Annotated in this window: 14 protein-coding genes; 6 read left to right on the top strand and 8 right to left on the bottom strand. The window is 39.3% G+C overall.

The window, feature by feature from the left end:
* Positions 1 to 18: 18 nt before the first annotated feature.
* On the bottom strand, positions 19 to 1,308 hold the full coding sequence (locus tag IW510_RS18705; protein ID WP_202062239.1) for a glycoside hydrolase family 125 protein: 1,290 nt from the start codon (positions 1,306 to 1,308) through the stop codon (positions 19 to 21).
* Positions 1,309 to 1,474: 166 nt separating this feature from the next.
* On the opposite strand from IW510_RS18705, the gene IW510_RS18700 reads away from it, so the two are divergent.
* Positions 1,475 to 2,503: a GntR family transcriptional regulator gene (locus IW510_RS18700; RefSeq protein ID WP_202062237.1), complete on the top strand. Its 1,029-nt coding sequence runs from the start codon at positions 1,475 to 1,477 to the stop codon at positions 2,501 to 2,503.
* A 15-nt stretch (positions 2,504 to 2,518) separates the two neighbouring features.
* The gene (locus tag IW510_RS18695) at positions 2,519 to 4,657 is read left to right on the top strand and encodes a GH92 family glycosyl hydrolase (protein ID WP_202062235.1); all 2,139 of its coding nucleotides are present in this window, start codon (positions 2,519 to 2,521) and stop codon (positions 4,655 to 4,657) included.
* Between the two features lie 119 nt (positions 4,658 to 4,776).
* Here IW510_RS18695 and IW510_RS18690 read toward each other — a convergent pair whose 3' ends face one another.
* Together IW510_RS18690 and IW510_RS18685 are read right to left on the bottom strand one after the other, a co-directional pair.
* On the bottom strand, positions 4,777 to 5,421 hold the full coding sequence (locus tag IW510_RS18690) for a hypothetical protein (protein WP_202062233.1): 645 nt from the start codon (positions 5,419 to 5,421) through the stop codon (positions 4,777 to 4,779).
* A 399-nt stretch (positions 5,422 to 5,820) separates the two neighbouring features.
* Positions 5,821 to 7,347: an immunoglobulin-like domain-containing protein gene (locus IW510_RS18685; protein WP_202062231.1), complete on the bottom strand. Its 1,527-nt coding sequence runs from the start codon at positions 7,345 to 7,347 to the stop codon at positions 5,821 to 5,823.
* Between the two features lie 293 nt (positions 7,348 to 7,640).
* Here IW510_RS18685 and IW510_RS18680 point away from each other — a divergent pair, with 293 nt between their 5' ends.
* Positions 7,641 to 7,844, top strand: a complete 204-nt coding sequence (locus IW510_RS18680; protein ID WP_236674819.1) for a hypothetical protein — start codon at positions 7,641 to 7,643, stop codon at positions 7,842 to 7,844.
* 116 nt (positions 7,845 to 7,960) lie between these two features.
* On the opposite strand, the gene IW510_RS18675 is transcribed toward IW510_RS18680, so the two are convergent.
* From IW510_RS18675 to groES, 3 genes are all read right to left on the bottom strand, one after another.
* A complete protein-coding gene (locus IW510_RS18675; protein ID WP_202062229.1) occupies positions 7,961 to 8,404 on the bottom strand; it encodes a hypothetical protein in 444 nt (147 codons plus the stop codon).
* Positions 8,405 to 8,725: 321 nt separating this feature from the next.
* Complete coding sequence (gene groL, locus IW510_RS18670; protein ID WP_202062226.1) at positions 8,726 to 10,354, bottom strand: chaperonin GroEL; 1,629 nt, start codon at positions 10,352 to 10,354, stop codon at positions 8,726 to 8,728.
* 57 nt (positions 10,355 to 10,411) lie between these two features.
* Complete coding sequence (gene groES / locus IW510_RS18665; RefSeq protein WP_202062224.1) at positions 10,412 to 10,696, bottom strand: co-chaperone GroES; 285 nt, start codon at positions 10,694 to 10,696, stop codon at positions 10,412 to 10,414.
* A gap of 262 nt (positions 10,697 to 10,958) precedes the next feature.
* On the opposite strand from groES, the gene IW510_RS18660 reads away from it, so the two are divergent.
* Complete coding sequence (locus IW510_RS18660) at positions 10,959 to 11,132, top strand: hypothetical protein (RefSeq protein ID WP_202062222.1); 174 nt, start codon at positions 10,959 to 10,961, stop codon at positions 11,130 to 11,132.
* A 170-nt stretch (positions 11,133 to 11,302) separates the two neighbouring features.
* Entirely contained in the window at positions 11,303 to 11,968 is a 666-nt protein-coding gene (locus tag IW510_RS18655; protein WP_202062220.1) for a CPBP family intramembrane glutamic endopeptidase, read from the top strand.
* A gap of 86 nt (positions 11,969 to 12,054) precedes the next feature.
* Here IW510_RS18655 and IW510_RS18650 read toward each other — a convergent pair whose 3' ends face one another.
* Entirely contained in the window at positions 12,055 to 12,708 is a 654-nt protein-coding gene (locus IW510_RS18650; RefSeq protein WP_202062218.1) for a redox-sensing transcriptional repressor Rex, read from the bottom strand.
* Positions 12,709 to 12,905: 197 nt separating this feature from the next.
* On the opposite strand from IW510_RS18650, the gene abc-f reads away from it, so the two are divergent.
* Positions 12,906 to 14,843 carry a ribosomal protection-like ABC-F family protein gene (abc-f, locus tag IW510_RS18645; RefSeq protein ID WP_202062216.1) on the top strand — a complete coding sequence of 646 codons (1,938 nt, stop codon included), beginning with the start codon at positions 12,906 to 12,908 and terminating at the stop codon, positions 14,841 to 14,843.
* Between the two features lie 218 nt (positions 14,844 to 15,061).
* On the opposite strand, the gene IW510_RS18640 is transcribed toward abc-f, so the two are convergent.
* Positions 15,062 to 16,813, bottom strand: a complete 1,752-nt coding sequence (locus IW510_RS18640) for a choline/carnitine O-acyltransferase (protein ID WP_202062214.1) — start codon at positions 16,811 to 16,813, stop codon at positions 15,062 to 15,064.
* Between the last annotated feature and the right edge of the window lie 468 nt (positions 16,814 to 17,281).

Genomic DNA, 17,281 nt, shown 5'->3' with positions numbered 1-17,281 from the left:
CTCTCTTTTTCTAATCGGTTATTTTTCCACTCGAATATCAAAGTAATCCATTACTAATTCACAAAACATCATATTGGCCCACGAGAACCATTCTCGTGTGTATTGATTCGGATCATTCACATCAAAGCCTTCATGCATCAAATGAGTGCCCGCATCCGTCGCTGTAAGAAGATTCAAAATTCGCTCTTTTTCCTTTTTGTCTGAAGTTGTCATGCCTTCCATCGCTAAAGCAATTGGCCAAATGTAATTCTCAGGTGTATGGGAGCTGCCAATTCCCTTAGCAAATGTTCCCTCATAAAAATATGGATTTTCCTTACTCAGTAAGGTTTCGCGAGTATTTTGGTAATACTCATCCTTTTCGGAAATATAACCAAGGTAAGGTGCCGCAATCAGATTGGGAACATTACTATCATCCATCACTGTGGCATTCCCTTTTCCGTCTACTTCATAAGCAAAGATTTTCTTTCCCTCTTGATTTGTCGTCATACCGTATTGAACAATCCCCTGCTGAATCTCGTCCTTCAATGCTTTCGCCTGTTCTGCAAGAACTGAGTCTGCGAGCACTGTTGTAAACAGCTCTTCCAGATAGCCAAGAATCACCACCGCAAACATATTGGAAGGTACAAGGTAGCCATATTTACAGGCATCGTCGCTTGGCCTAAACCCAGACCAGGTCATTCCTGTCGGTACAACCTCAGCGCCTAATCCCTCATTAATTAACGTATCTTCGCCTCTTGTTGTGTCGCGTGTAAAGCGATATGGTGAGAGGGAATGATCCTGTTCTGTACGGAAAACCATCAAAATTTTCTTCACGCCCTCAATAAAATCGGTATTGAACTGATCTGTACGTCCAGTGTTTTTATAAAGAAGATAGGCAAGCTGTACAGGGTAGCAAAGTGAGTCAATCTCATATTTTCGTTCCCAAATCCAGTCATTCATTTCTGTATGATCGGACTGATGTCCTGCACCATTTGCCTCTTCATTAAATGCATTGGCATATGGATCTATATTGATATAGTAAAATTGCTTCTTCACTAACCCACTAATCATATCCGCCAGCTCTGCGTCTTCTTTGGCAATGACCAGATAAGGTCGTACCTGTGCAGTAGAATCACGCAGCCACATCGCCGGAATATCTCCTGTTAATAAAAATGTTGTACCATCTGAATGTCTTTTCACTGTTGTCAGCAGTGTATTAGCAAACGCCGCATTAAAGTTTTCCGCCCAATCTTTATGAGCTTCTCCACAACGTTCTGTAATGGCTTCCATAAATTTTTCTACTGAATTAGGTATGCTTTTATATACCATGTTATCACCTATCCTTATAATTTGATATATCATTTTAGCACACTCAGTATACCTTGCTTTTTTCTCTATGTCTAGTAGTCAATTAAAAATTTAAAAGGGTTTTCATTTTTTTTGTGATATGTTATCATCTCAATATGATATATCAACTTAAGAGGTGTAATCGATTATGAAACAACCTTTATACAAAATAATTTATGGGGATCTCCAACAAATGATTGAATCCGGAAAGCTAGCTCCGGATAGCAAAGTACCAACAGAAATGGAACTTTCTGAAAAATATCAGGTAAGTCGTATCACATCTAAACGGGCACTAACCGAATTGGAAAATGAAGGCTATATCTATCGGGAGCAAGGTCGCGGCAGCTTTGTCAAAAGTCGAGAAGCGGCAACAGAAAAAACAGGAAAAATTCTTTTTGTCCTGCCCTTTGCGAACGATTTATCTCTAGGGAATTTTACGGAAGGAATCTATCCTGTTATTCAGGAACAGTCCTTTGAACTGTTGATGACACCTTCAGATTATTTAGAGCAGCGTTCTGCTCAGATGATTATGCAGGAATTCGACGGACTTATTTATTATGCAATTACAACAGATGCTCAGCTAGATTTGCTCTTTGAACTGGCAGCTCTTGATTTTCCCGTGGTTACCTTGGATAAAAAGCTCTATGATTTTTCTTTTCCGGCAGTTCTCTCGGATAACTTTCAAGGGGGACAGCTTGCGACTCGTCAGTTAATCAGTAACGGTCATCAGAAAATTGGCTATATCTTTGGTGAAGCACATCATCCGCAATCGGTCAGACAACGTTATTTGGGCTATGTTGATGGTCTGAAAAAAGACGACCTTACCTTTCGAACAAAGCTGGATGACCCTGATGCAACGATTGAAACAGCTATTGCCTATATCCGCACACATCAGCTGACAGCGGCTGTCTGTGAAAATGATTTAGTTGCTATTGCACTCATGCGCCAGCTGAAGCAAGCCGGTTTTCAATTGCCGCAAGATTTTTCAGTCATCGGCTTTGATGACATTCAAGCAGCCTCGTTAGTCGATCCTCCGTTAACAACGATTGCTCAGGATTTTGCTGAGCTCGGTCGACTTGCAGGCGAAAAAATCATTGCACTCATCCAACAAACGCCGACTCCTGATGAGAAAGTTCCTGTAACGCTTGTTTTGCGACAATCCACTATCAACAAATAAGGAGCTCACTTTGTCATGAAAATTTCAACAATTGATACACGACACGGAACAGATAACCAATACAGCTTTTCTCACGGCAATTGCCTGCCCTACACCGGAGTACCATTCGGCATGAACTTTTTTGCCCCGCAAACCACCAATCAAAAGGGCAGCTGGTGGTTTCATCCTCAGGATCACACGTTCCAAGGCTTCCGTATCACTCATCAGCCAAGTCCTTGGATGGGTGATTTTAGTCAGTTCGTCTTGCTCCCAATCAATGGAGCGCTCAGTGAAAATAATCTATTTCATGCTCAAAGCTCTTACCGCCCTGAAGAAAGCACCTTCAACCCTGCATGTCTGGAAATCACCAGCTGCCGTTATCAAATTACCTCGCAGCTGATTCCAAGTATGTATGGTGGTATCCTCTCTCTTTCCGGCATGAAAGAGAACGGTGGGTTAGCTTTATCTCTTCCCGGTCGTTATAAGCTGAAGAAGTTAGACGAAACCACTGTTTTAGGACAAATCATCAACTATGCCGGCTGTGAAGACGAGCAGTTCACGTTCTATTTTGTATTGAAATTTGAAAGTCCGTTAACGGCTATCGAAGGCGCCCCTGAAGGCGAAGATGGTTTTGTCATTCTACGTTTTAGCGGTGGTTCTACTCAGGAAATCCGCTTAGGAACCTCATTTATCTCTGAGGATCAGGCACAATTGAATCTATCCAGAGAAATGGGCTGGGAAAAAACAGACTATCTAAAGCATGCTCAAACGGCTTGGGAGGAATACTTAAGCAAAATAGAGATTACCCATCATGACAAGGAGCAAGTTGCTACTTTCTACCATTGTCTCTATCGAACCTTTTTGTTTCCACAAACCTTTTACGAATGGGACGAGGAGAACAAACCCATTCACTACGATACCTTCAACAAATGTGTTCGTGAGGGTGTCTTTTATACAAATAACGGTTTCTGGGATACTTTCCGAACAGTGTATCCTCTCTATTCATTGATAGCTACGGATAAGTACGGAGAGATGTTGGAAGGCTATTTGAACAGCTACAAAGAGACCGGCTTCTTACCAAAATGGCTCTCTCCTGATGAACGGGGTATGATGCCCGGCACATTGATTGATGCAGTGATTGCAGATGCAGCTGTCAAAGGTATTCGACCTGATTTAATGCCCGAATTCTTAAGCGCAATGAAAAAAGGGGCAACAGATCAGAGTGAACATGCTAATTACGGTCGACGCGGAACCTACGACTATTTAAGTCATGGCTATGTGCCGAATACACATCACGAATCTGTTAACCATACACTGGATTATTGCTACAGCGACTTTTGTATTTATCAGGTCGGAGCAATCCTAAATGACAACACGGTTGCTGAATATAGAACTCAGGCAAAAAATTACGTGAATATTTTTGATAAAGAGTCCGGCTTTATGCGCGCAAAGGATACGGAAGGCAATTTCAGTGTGAACTTCGATTCTCATCGTTGGGGAACGGACTATGCGGAAGGCAGCGCATGGCAAAGCAGTTATGCAGTCTACCATGATTTTGCTGGATTAATTGAAGCACATGGAGGAAAAGAAAAGTATCAAACGAAACTGGTTGAGCTTTGCAATCAAAAACCTCTTTATCATACAGGGGGATATGGCTTTGAAATTCATGAAATGAGTGAAATGGCGTCGATTGAATTCGGACAGGTCGCTTTGTCTAACCAACCAAGCTTCCATTTGCCATACTTATTCAACTATCTCGGCAAACCTGAGATGGCTCAACCAATGATTAAACAACTGATGACTCAGTGCTTTAGTGCTTCACCACAAGGCTATCCTGGAGACGAGGACAATGGCAGCATGTCTGGCTGGTTCATTTTCAGCTCGTTAGGCTTCTATCCTGTCACAGCAGGAAGTGGTGAATACGTGATTGGTATTCCATTGTTTGATAAAGCAACCCTTCATTTATCAAACGGAGAAACACTAACGATTTCCAGCTCACCAAACTGTGTACAGCAGCAGTTTGTTCATGAAATAAAACGAAACGATAGCAGCTATACTTCACTATTCTTTTCACATGAAGATTTACTGCAAGGCGGAACAATCGAGTACCAATTAGGAGTTGTTCCAAACCCAAGAGAATATACAGAAGAAGAGCTTCCCTTTAGTTTGAAATAAGAAAAAACCTCCGTCAAGATGCAATCTGACGGAGGTTTTTAGTATTTTACTCAAACATAATAGAAATTCTATCGTTCAAAACAGAATGCACCTATTCAAAGCACCCTTCATTGAATGCTTCAACTATAGTCTTCAAAAGTTTTCATCTTCTTCATTGTTGATTTCGTGCGCCAAAAGAATCTCTGCTCTCTAATTCTGTCCAATACATACTCCTTATTAATTTTTTCCGGCTCCGTTGGATAATTATCTCGAGTAATGATGTTTTTGAAAAATGGGTCCTTTAAAAACATGTGATAATATTTTTCACCATTCATTCTATCTTCCGCAAGAAAACAGAACATTGATTTTATATATGGATTCCAATTACTGTCATCAAGCTCCTTTATCATATAGTTCTTCGCATGGTTGATATCTTGGAACATTCTATACTTCAAAATATACTGACTCGCACGTTCAATGTATTCTTGTATTTCATTCTCAAACTGTCGTTCATCTCTAAACTCAATAAATTCGCGACCCACTCGAGTATTATTGTTGTACGCGTATGAAAAGGATAAATAGTCTGTATTACCAAAGAGGAACGACAACCCTATATTCAGAAAAGTCCCTTTCTTTAGCGAGTAAGGTTGAAACTCTATCATTGTAAAGTAGTACCCATTATCATCTAAGTAGACTCTGGAGCTTCCTTTTTGAAAAACATCAACAGGAAATATCTCTTTACAGCTTCTTTTAATGATTTTATTGATCATCGTGCTTTCATTCACTCTAGTTCCCCCATTTTTTTCACAAAAGAAAGGTTTTGACATTCAAAAATCACATGTTGGTTAGGCCAAAATATTGTTGCATTTGCTATTCGCATTACATACTGTTTGGATTAAGCCTCGCCTATTTTCAGACCTTATATACCAAGAGTTGTAGCGGTCATTTCTGTCGACCTCTCATTTTCTTGTTCTTCTTTTACTATTTTACCTGACAAAAAGAAAGGAGGTCAATATTGGCTGATGATTTTTTTGCTTGCTTATGGGTGAAAAATCTTATATGCCCGCCTTTCTAACTGTATATTGAAAGAAATTTTTAATTAGAAAAAACTGCCGACCTCCTATATTTTTCTCAATATCGGAGGTCAACAGATTATTAATATGATAAATTAGTTATCGCTCTTATTAATTGCGGATCTCCAACTCAGTCAAATGACTTAGGCTATCCATATTTGTCACTGGTGTTTCCCAAATTCGTAACTCTCTTAAGTTAACTAAACCTGCTAAAGGAGAAACATCTTCAAAGCTATTCTGACTCAAATCAAGAAACTCAAGGTTTGTCAGCCCAGCCAGCAAGGAAATATTCTCTAAGCCATTGTCACTCAAATTCAGATGCTCCAGATTTGTTAAATATTCTACCCCTTGTATATCGCTAAACTGAGGGTTGCTGCGCAAATCTAAATAAGTTAGATTTGTCAGATTTTTAATCCATGACAGATTTTGCAAATCACCGGACCCATGAATTGTCAGCGATTCTAAATTTGTTAAATTTTTAAGCAAATCGAAATCAATACTCATACTTGTACCATCGCCTCTATCACCATGGAAATTCCCCAAGTACAATGTTGTCAATCCAGTTAAATACTCAATCCCAGTCAAATCAAATACCCAGTTCTTATCTATTAAACTAAGATCCGTAATTTCAGTAAGATCAGCTTTTGTTACCATGGTATTGCCATTCTCGTACCTATTTAGCATCATAGCCATATAGCGCGCAAACTCAGTATCAGGGAAAATATCACTAATTTCTTGTGCAATATTTACTTGATAACGTCCCAACTCTTCGCCATCTTCAGTTAGGATAGCCACTTTTACATCATCTTTGAATGTTAGAGAAAGACGTTCTGTTGCTAAAGAAAAGCCACCATTGCCATCAATTGCCACTTCACTTGTACGACGGCGATTTACAAACAATCGTGCAGTTTTTGCTTTTGCCAATCCCTTGCCGGAAACAGTTCCAGTCACAGAATTATCAACTCCGCTGGCAAATGTATTAATTGCCGCACTTAAATCAATAGCGTTTACAGGAATAACGATTCGAGCAAGCTCTTTCCCAAACAATGACCCTACAACCTCTACGTGGTCCTCAAGCTCGATGATATCGCCGGATTCCACAGGAAGTGTATAAGAACCATCATTGTTGACAGCTGCAGAACGCATCAAATCACCATTGACCAATAAGCTGACTACGCCCATATTATTACCTGCAACACCACGAATTTCATTATCAAATAGTGTATATTCTTCCGCAGATAAAAGAATATTTTCCTGTTCGATAGATACCTTCTGACGTTCCAGTTCATTGTTACGTCTATCCATTCCCACGATTTCTACATCATCGTTAACAGAAGTGACAGCATCACTTGCCTCTACTTCAAAGCTGCCATCTGAATAAACAACCCCATTTCGAACAAAGCTACCGTTCACATAAAGAGCGACCTTTTTAATAGTCGTATCACTTAAACCGGTAATGAAGTCGTCCACACCTAATCGATAAGAATCAGGAGTCAGTAAAGAATAGTTTTGACTCAATAAGGCACGAGGTACCATCAACTCATCAGCGATACTCCCCTCCGCAAAAGTTGCCATTGGTGCTACCGCCATAGATAAACACAATGTAGAAAACAAAAGACCAACAAATTTCTTTTTCATTTTTTCTCTCCTTCAATATTTATTTTTTACTCAATAATGATAACATCTAAAATTAATGTTTTCCATTCTTTTTTTATCATTTTTATGACATTTATGATGTTTTTAAGATAAAAAAACGGTTGTAATATCTCTTATTTTTCTGATATAGACAGTTTAACCGAAAATGAAAATCACTCGTAAAGAATATTTTTAACATCAAAATGTTTATAGAAAAACATTGTCTTTCACCTCTGCCTTTTGAAAAAAACAAATTATTTTTTAGTTCTCTGCTATAATCAGAAAAAAGGAAAGTGGTGTTCCTCATAGATTATCAAGAATTTTTAGCTAAATTATCAAGACCGGCACAACGCGCATTGCTTCATGAAAAAGTGAACTCCTTTGAAAAGCTGTCTTCACTAACTGAAAAACAAGTACTCTCTTTTCACGGGATCGGTCCATCTTCACTACCTGTGATGAAAGATTGCTTAAGAGCTGTCGGTCTGACATTTGCAGCTTAACCCGCACTATCAGATTAAGAGCTATTTTTCAGAAAACAAAGAACCTCGAAAAATCTTCGAGGTTCTTTGTTTGTTTCTACTAACACATGTGCTGTCCGGATCAAAACACAAGATTATTAATCAATCCTTCTATACTCCATTGGTTTGCTTAACCCTGTCATTTCCGGATTGGTTGTACCAAAGTTTAAAGTAATATTTCCATTCTTCATTAAATCGATGTTGTACCCAAGTTCAGCCTCTTTATTTTCAAAGCGGTAGTAAATAGTTTCTGCTTCTTCAGACTTAGAGACAAATTCCGTTTCGTAACTGTCACTATCCGCATATGCAATCGTTAAACGATTGTCATTCTTAGTTATATGGACCTTTTCCCCTTTGTCGGCTTCATCTAAACACTCCCAGGTTCCAATCAAAGAGGCATATTCTTTTTCAGATATACTTGCTTTAGCACTGCTGCTTGTAGTTTCAGTATTACTGACTGTTGTTCCCTTACTGCTGGATGAACAAGCTGCCAGAGTAATAACAACTACCAAAAATACCGCACTTAAAAATATTTTTCGCATAGAGAACTCCTTTATTTTCTAGTATATCAATTAGTCAAAAGAAATAAAATATAATTCTTGTTACTGATTCATCAACTCATTGCTCATTTTTGGTTCAAATTAAACACCGGAAGATTTGGTAATCCTTAACAATCTTTTGATGAGTCTGATAGCTTCTATTACTCCTAGCCAATCTATAATCGTATAACTAAAAAATCTAAGCAAGAGGTAAGTGATAAGCTGTCAATATTTCCAAAAAGTTCTGTCTCTTTCCAAAAAAAGCTATTTACAAATTAAAAAGAACCTCGAATAATCTTCGAGGTTCTTACACTTGTTTCTATTTTACATCATGCCGCCCATTCCCATTGAAGGGTCCATTGGAGGAACAGCAGCGCCTGCTGGTTCTGGTTTGTCAGCTACAACTGCTTCAGTTGTCAGCAATAACGCTGCGACAGAAGCTGCGTTTTGCAGTGCAGAACGTGTTACTTTTGTTGGATCAACGATTCCTGCTTCTAACATGTTTACCCATTCGCCGTTTGCCGCATTGAAGCCTGTGCCCAATTCGATATTTTTCAGTTTATCAACAATCACAGAGCCTTCATAGCCGGCATTTTCTGCGATTTGACGAATTGGTTCTTCCAATGCACGGATAACGATTTTCACACCAGTTGCTACGTCACCTTCAGCTTCTACTTCAGAAACTTTTCCGATTACGTTTACCAGTGCAGTACCACCACCGGATACCATACCTTCTTCAACAGCCGCACGAGTTGCGTTCAGGGCGTCTTCGATACGCAGTTTTAATTCTTTTAATTCTGTTTCAGTTGCTGCACCGACTTTGACTACGGCAACCCCGCCAGCCAACTTAGCCAGACGTTCCTGTAGTTTTTCACGGTCAAAATCAGAAGTTGTATCAGCAATTTGGTTTTTGATTAATTGAACACGAGCATCGATTGCTTCTTTGCCGCCCGCACCTTCAACAATTGTTGTATTGTCTTTATCAACAACAACCTTGCTTGCATTTCCAAGGTTTTCAATTGTTGTATCTTTCAATTCAAGACCTAAGTCTTCAGTAATTACTGTACCACCAGTTAATGTAGCGATATCTTCAAGCATTGCTTTACGACGGTCACCAAAGCCTGGTGCTTTTACAGCAACAACATTGAATGTTCCACGGATTTTGTTCAATACCAATGTTGGCAATGCTTCTCCGTCTACATCATCCGCAATGATTAGCAACGGACGTGATTGTTGTAGGATTTGTTCCAATAACGGAAGAATATCCTGAATGTTTGAGATTTTTTTATCAGTGATTAAGATATATGGATTTTCTAAAACAGCTTCCATCTTATCATTATCTGTCACCATGTATTGAGAAAGGTAACCACGATCAAATTGCATACCTTCCACAACGTCTAACTCAGTCTCGATTCCTTTTGATTCTTCAATTGTGATAACGCCGTCGTTACCTACTTTTTCCATTGCATCAGCAATCAGCTGACCTACTTTTTCAGAGCCGGATGAAACAGCTGCAACCTGTGCAATTGCTTCTTTAGAATCAACGACAGCTGAAATGTTGTGTAATTCTTCAACTGCAGTTTTTGTTGCCAATTCAATTCCGCGACGGATGCCTAAAGGATTCGCTCCGGCAGTTACGTTTTTCAACCCTTCACGAACGATTGCTTGTGTCAGAACTGTTGCTGTTGTTGTTCCGTCACCGGCGATATCATTTGTTTTAGAAGCAACTTCTGAAACTAGTTTTGCCCCCATATTTTCAAAGTGGTCTTCCAACTCGATTTCTTTAGCGATTGTTACACCATCATTTGTAATTAGTGGTGAACCGTAAGATTTTTCCAAAACAACATTACGCCCTTTTGGTCCTAAAGTCACTTTGACTGTATCAGCTAAAATATCTACACCGCGAAGCATTGCTGCACGCGCATCTTCTGCAAATTTAATTTCTTTTGCCATGATTATTTTCCCACCTTATCTTTAGTTATATTAATTGAATTCTATGACTATCGAGGCTTACTCGACAATTGCAATGATATCTTTTCCGGAAACGATTAAATATTCTTTGCCATCATATTTAACTTCTGTTCCAGAATATTTTTCAAACATAACAGTATCGCCTTCTTTAACTTCTGCAGGAACTTTTGTACCGTTATCAAGAACACGGCCTTCTCCCACTGCGATAACTGTTCCGTTTTGCGGTTTTTCTTTGGCAGCTGAAGCTAGAACAATGCCTCCTACTGTTTTTTCTTCTTCTTGAGCGACTTCAAGAATCACGCGATCGCCTAATGGTTTTAACACAATAAATCCCTCCATAATAGAAATAGTTTTTATTTTTAGCACTCTTATATCGAGAGTGCTAACTCACACTATTTATAATACTCATTTCTCTTTTGTATTGCAAGTCTTTTGTATGGAAAAAAATTTTTTCTTTAAACTCAGGCTTTTAATTACTGTTCTACTATATCCTCTTCGCAGCTTCATGGTAAAATAAGACCAGTAATATGGTCATAAAAAATGACGTCGTACTTCAAGCTATAAAGACAGTGAAAGGAGGACCACAATGAAACAACGATTGGCTCAAACGATCGGATTGACAGCTCTCTATCTTTTAGTCGCCAACATTGGAAACTTTTTTTTCGATGTAGACAGAGAATTTAATTGGACATCCACCTTATGGGAAGCTCTGTTTTTTGGCGTATTTATTTTTCTGCTTTTAGGCTACCGAAAAAAATAATCTTACGACAGCTTTAGAATCCTTTTAATCTTCACATTCGGTAAATAGTCAGCTGCCAGAAGTATTTAACAAGAATTTATAGGTAACATCTTTTACGGAATTTCTATACAGAAATTGTTTTCCCTGTGCTATACTTCTAAGTAATTGCAAAAATTGAAAGGAGGTTCTCCATGTCTGCAAAAAAGACGAGCATCACAATGATTCTGCTTTATCTGGCCGTTTACCTATCACCTTTAGTGGTTGCGCCCTTTTCCCAAAGCCTAGTTATCACAGCATCCACGGTTGCTTACATTTTAGGTGCCGGATTAATGATTTATCTCTACTTTAAGGACAAACAGCCGACAATGATTGAAAAAGAAGGAAAGCTGTCTTCACCGGTATTCATCTTGTTACTAGGTGTCAGCGGCATTTTAATCGCTATTTTCCTGCAAGCAATTGTGATGGGGATTCAAACAGCCATTACCAATACTGAGCCAAGCTCTGAAAATACCGAAAGCATTATTTCAATCATCGTTGACAACAAGTTATTTATTCTGGCAACAGTAATCGGCGGACCGATTATGGAAGAATTTGTTTTCAGACGTTCATTGACTGAACTATTCACATTTGAAAAAACCGGCTTCTGGCTAGCTGCACTTATCAGCTCTGCACTATTTTCAATTATTCACTTTGATGGAAACTTTTTTGTCTATTTCTTCCTAGGGTTGTTCTTTGCAATTCTATATAAAATGACCGGAAAAATTTGGACATCCATTATCAGTCATTGCGGAATGAATACACTAGTCGTTGTCGTTCAATTGATTGTTCATTATGGCATTATAGAATTGCCGAAGTGAACCCTACCTTTGGACACAAAATCTATAGTTATCATGAAAAACAGTAAAACGGCTGAAGCAAATCGCTTCAGCCGTTTTTGTTCTTATTATTCTTTTTCTTCTGTTTCAACAAGATCGTCATTATGCAGGAAATAAATCAATGTCTGCAGCTCATTTGTCAAATCAACATTTTGAATCAGCACATCTGAAGGGGCCGCTAAACGAGCAATCGTAAAGTTTAAAATCCCTTTGATTCCTGCTTCTGCCAACTGATTCACCACATCTTGGGCTTTTCTTGCCGGTAAGGTCAAAATCGCTACCTCAATTTGTTGAATCTTAATCTGCTCCATCATGTCATCGATTGGATACACGGGAACACCGTCCACGATTCTGCCAACGATATCTTCATTGATGTCAAAAGCACAACTCACTCGAATACTGTTGCTTTGATGAAATTTATATTTCAATAAGGCACTTCCCAGATTACCAACACCAATCAACGCAACATTTGTCAATTCGTCATCGTTCAGTGTTTTACCGAAGAAGTTCATCAAGTTTTCAACATCATATCCATAACCGCGTTTGCCCAGTTCTCCAAAATAAGAGAAATCTCGACGAATGGTCGCACTGTCTACTTGAACAGCTTCACTCAACTCGGTTGAAGAAACTTTGCTTTTACCTGCATCGTATAAAATACGTAAATACCTATAATATAAAGGAAGCCTACGAGCTGTGGCTTTTGGTATCGTTTGTTCTTTCACATTCATACCTCCAACTATTCAATATCTCCACATTTAATAATAGCAGTTTTACAAGCTAAAAAGCAACGTTACTGCTCATAAAATACTATTTATTTCTAAAATGGAACATATTCTCAAACTGTATCATTTTACAGACCTGAATTTTTCCACTTTTTATGCTACACTGAGTAGGATTAAACTGAAATGAGGACAAATTTATGATTCTACTACAGGCAAATCAAATTGCCCGCTACTTTGGGGCTGAGACTTTGTTTGAAAATATACAAATGGAAATTGCAGACAACAGCAGGATTGCATTGGTTGGCCGAAACGGGGCCGGAAAATCGACACTTCTGAAAATTATAGCTGGAATTGACCCTACAGATGCCGGTACAATTGCTAAAAGCAAAACAGCAACATTGGGCTACTTAGCGCAGGATACTGGACTTGATTCCGATAAAAACGTTTGGGATGAGATGCTGCAGGCGTTCTCTGCTCTGATTCAAATGGAAAATCGAATGCGGGAACTGGAACAGCTGATTAGTCAAACTGACCCAGAAACAGCAGAATATCCTAATTTAATGAAGGAATACGACCGTTTACAGCAGGAGTTTGCTGATGGTAATGGTTATGGCATGGAGAATGAAATTCGCTCTGTCTTACACGGTTTTGGCTTTGACGAGAGCTTTTATAATCGACCAATTAATGCCCTTTCCGGTGGTCAAAAGACTCGACTTGCGTTGGCACGTATGCTGCTGCAGAAACCGGATATTTTAATTTTGGATGAACCGACAAACCACCTGGACATCGAAACCCTTTCCTGGTTGGAGGGCTATCTGCCTAATTATTCCGGCGCTTTACTGATTGTTTCACATGACCGTTACTTCTTAGACAAAGTGGTCACTGAAATCTATGAGCTGAGCCGCAGAAAAATGCATTACTATAAAGGCAATTACTCAAAATATTTGAAGCTTAAAGCTGAGCAGCTGGCTAGTGAGTGGAAAGCTTTCGAAAAACAGCAAACAGAAATCCAAAAATTAGAGGATTTCGTCGCCCGCAATCTGGTACGTGCTTCTACAACCAAACGGGCTCAAAGTCGTCGCAAGACCTTGGAAAAGATGGAACGATTGGATCGACCGCAAGGCGATGAAAAATCAGCCAATTTTCTTTTTGGAATTGAGAAAACCTCTGGGAACGTTGTCTTACAATTAGAAGATGGTGCAATCGGCTATGATGATAGTGTTTTGTCCGCTCCTATTAATATGGATGTTCGCAGGCAAGAAGCAATTGCGTTAGTCGGACCTAATGGAATTGGTAAATCCACATTACTTAAATCAATCATCGGCAAGCTCCCCTTCATCAAGGGTGACCTCTCCCTTGGTACAAATGTTTCCATTGGTTATTACGATCAGGAGCAGGCAAATCTTCATGGGAATAAAACGGTTTTAGCCGAGCTTTGGGACGAACACCCGACAACACCGGAAAAGGATATCCGTAATGTGCTGGGGAGCTTTCTATTCAGTGGTAACGATGTAGAAAAAACCATCCCTTTACTTAGTGGTGGGGAAAAAGCACGCGTGGCACTTGCCAAGCTGTCAATGGACAAAGAAAATTTTCTGATTCTCGATGAGCCTACGAATCACCTTGATATTGATAACAAGGAAGTACTGGAGAATGCCTTGATTGACTATGAAGGCACGCTGCTTTTTGTTTCCCATGACCGATATTTCATCAACCGTATCGCAACGAAGGTCATTGAACTATCTGAAAATGGTAGTAAATTGTACTTAGGTGATTACGATTATTATTTAGAAAAGAAAAAAGAGGAAGAAGAGCTGGCCGCATTGGCAGCAGCAGACCAAGCATCGGAAGAAGCAGTTGCTACTACTACCAAAAATGATTTTTATCTAAATAAAGAAGCACAAAAGCTGATTCGTACTCTGAAAAGAAAAGTTACTCAAGTCGAAGAAAATCTGGCTTTACTGGATGAACGAATTGATGAGTTAGAAGCAGAAATGAGTCGACCTGAGATGGTAGAAGACCATGTTCAGCTAATGGCCTTGAACAAAGAGCTGGAAGAAAAGCGTGCTGAGCAAGAAGAACAACTGAATGCTTGGGAAGTGCTTAGCTTAGAACTGGAAGAAATGGGCGGGTAATTTTTCTCAATAACCTTGAATGAACGTTTAAAAAGACAGTGAGTACTCACTGTCTTTTTAATATAGTATTTGCATTTTTATATAACAAAAAATGTATCATGGTAATTGTTAAAATGACGCGGCTAAGCACAGTCAAAAAAATTCTTTAATTTACTGATGATTTCTCCAGACAAAAACATGATAGGAATGTTGAATACTTGATTGGCTTTATATCATTATTACTTTACGATATCCAACAGTGCCAACAAATAATACTCCAGCTTTTGGACCAGCTGCTCCCCTTCATGCATTCTTTCTTTTCTTGAAGAAAGAGTCAAAACAATCCTATCTTCAAGAATGCCATAATACAAGCCAAATCCTTCTGAGTCTACCGGACAAAAACTGAACGATTCCAACAGCTCATTTGGAATTCCTGTTGTCGAAATAAAGTTCCTTGTCAGCTTCTTAATGCCTTCTGACTCGAAAAAATAAGTAGCATTAAGTGACTCATCTGCCATCTTTTCCAAACCGAACAAATGTCTCTCCACACCTAACCCTTTTTGGCATCTGACCAACCGATTCGAGTGTGCGGTTATGGCTTGCTGAAATAAATCAGCCAGTTCAGCAGGTTCAAGGGGCTTTTCTTGATTCAGGAACGCTTCTGAAAACTCCTTTTTTTCTTGACTCAAGGAACGTGCGCATTCAGTCCGACCACCATAAAAGCCGCGCATTGCAACTGGCTCGTACACAGATTCCAGCCTTCCAAATACATCCTTTTGGGCTACCGCCAAAGCAACATGGAAATAAGCATCAGGGCTGATTCTGAGCTCCTTTAACTGATTTTTCCCCAGCCCTTCTATCACTCGATGGTAGATATGATAAGCCTTGGATTCTTCCTCTACAGCGAGGCGGCATTGTGCTAAAGCTTTAAGCAACTTTGGCGTGAACTGCCAGGAAAGTTTATTAACCAACAACTCTGTTTGTTCCTCGTTGTCAGCCAGCGGTTCATTATCAAAGTCAGCAAAAGCCTGCGCCAGTATGTTCATGGTTGGTACACCATCTACAGCGGTATGCTCGATATTAAATCCAATGGTGCCATTTTCAGTAATCAGCGCCTGAATTGTTTTCGTAAAAATCTGATCCTGTCCATTTAACAACATCGTTGACACTCGGTTTTCCGGACAATTATCTTCTCCATCCGTAAAGCTTACTACGAACAAAGCATTTTCAATCAGCTCACAATTTCTTTGATTTCCCTCTATTTCTATTAATTGTTGATACACTAGATGAGCGGTTTCTCTTTCCACACCTGTTAAATATGCCAGATTTTTCTCTCCATCATCAGCGGATTGCTCCTCTGCCAAAATATAGTGAATAGCTTCAAGAATATTTTTCACCGAATATGGATTACCTGACTGATCTATAACGTTAAGCTGATAATAGCTTCCTCTATTTAAAACAATGATATGACTATTCTTTTCTTCACTTTTGAAAAATGAATCCTTTTCAAGCCCAGCTATTCTGCAGCTCCCAAACAAATTTCCATAATAGGACATATCTAAGTGCTGACCATTTCTTGTATATTCTAACGGAAAGCTGCCTTCCTCAAGAGCAAGATGAACGTTCGTCAGTTGATAAATTAACTGTGCGGCCTTTTCAGCTCGAGAGAACGCTTGAGTATGGTGCTCCTCTTTAATAACCAAACCAAAATTGGTTTCACTCTGCACACAGCCTCGCCCGCCTAAATAACTGTCCTGCCAAAAATCAGCCAACCAGCTGTCCTCGGTTTGCTGCCAATGACCCTGCAGCCGTTCTTGCAGCTGTAGTCCATCTTCCGCTTGGAAACGCTCCACCAGCTGCTTGAACTCTTCCTGTTCGTAATTACTAAGAAATGGAGCGGCCCATTCCACCAGCTCTCTCATTGTATCGTTCAGTTCCGGTACTGGCAGTTTTTCCAATAGCGGTAATAATTCCTCTTTATAGTGTCTCATTGATACCCTCCTTTTTGTAACCGTTTACCCGATAGCTTATTATACTTGATTCTTAGTGATAAATATAGAACACCTTTATAGGAAATATAGAAACATTCATACTTTCTGCCTCCCTGAGAACCAAATAGGAACCATTCCAGACGCTATGTGCTTCGACAATCGCAACAGAATCCATCAAAGGCTAAATGGTTGGATTACTTGGCTCTTGAAACATACCATGGTGAAACTCGTAAACGAAAAGCGCCTCGATATGATTACAGCTGCCTGAACAAAATGAATAAAACCGACAGATGGTTTCCTTATCAAATACTAAAACTGCCTTCTACTCACGAATCTTCGTAAATAGGCTCTATAATATTTTGTGTTGGTGGAAATTCCTAAAGGAAAACTCACTAACACTTTTTTGAGTGTTCAAACACAAAAAAGGAACAACTAACTGATAAAATGAAATCGACTAAAAACCAAATC

This window comes from Enterococcus sp. BWR-S5, from assembly GCF_016745255.1.
Lineage (GTDB): Bacteria > Bacillota > Bacilli > Lactobacillales > Enterococcaceae > Enterococcus_L.
This window is presented reverse-complemented; position numbering and strand designations above follow the sequence as displayed.

Coding starts and splice junctions, on each gene's coding strand:
- IW510_RS18660 (WP_202062222.1), top strand. CDS start 10,959: ATGAAACAACGATTGGCTCAAACGATCGGATTGACAGCTCTCTATCTT.
- abc-f (WP_202062216.1), top strand. CDS start 12,906: ATGATTCTACTACAGGCAAATCAAATTGCCCGCTACTTTGGGGCTGAG.
- IW510_RS18675 (WP_202062229.1), bottom strand. CDS start 8,404: ATGCGAAAAATATTTTTAAGTGCGGTATTTTTGGTAGTTGTTATTACT.
- IW510_RS18640 (WP_202062214.1), bottom strand. CDS start 16,813: ATGAGACACTATAAAGAGGAATTATTACCGCTATTGGAAAAACTGCCA.
- groL (WP_202062226.1), bottom strand. CDS start 10,354: ATGGCAAAAGAAATTAAATTTGCAGAAGATGCGCGTGCAGCAATGCTT.
- IW510_RS18705 (WP_202062239.1), bottom strand. CDS start 1,308: ATGGTATATAAAAGCATACCTAATTCAGTAGAAAAATTTATGGAAGCC.
- IW510_RS18700 (WP_202062237.1), top strand. CDS start 1,475: ATGAAACAACCTTTATACAAAATAATTTATGGGGATCTCCAACAAATG.
- IW510_RS18685 (WP_202062231.1), bottom strand. CDS start 7,347: ATGAAAAAGAAATTTGTTGGTCTTTTGTTTTCTACATTGTGTTTATCT.
- IW510_RS18655 (WP_202062220.1), top strand. CDS start 11,303: ATGTCTGCAAAAAAGACGAGCATCACAATGATTCTGCTTTATCTGGCC.
- IW510_RS18695 (WP_202062235.1), top strand. CDS start 2,519: ATGAAAATTTCAACAATTGATACACGACACGGAACAGATAACCAATAC.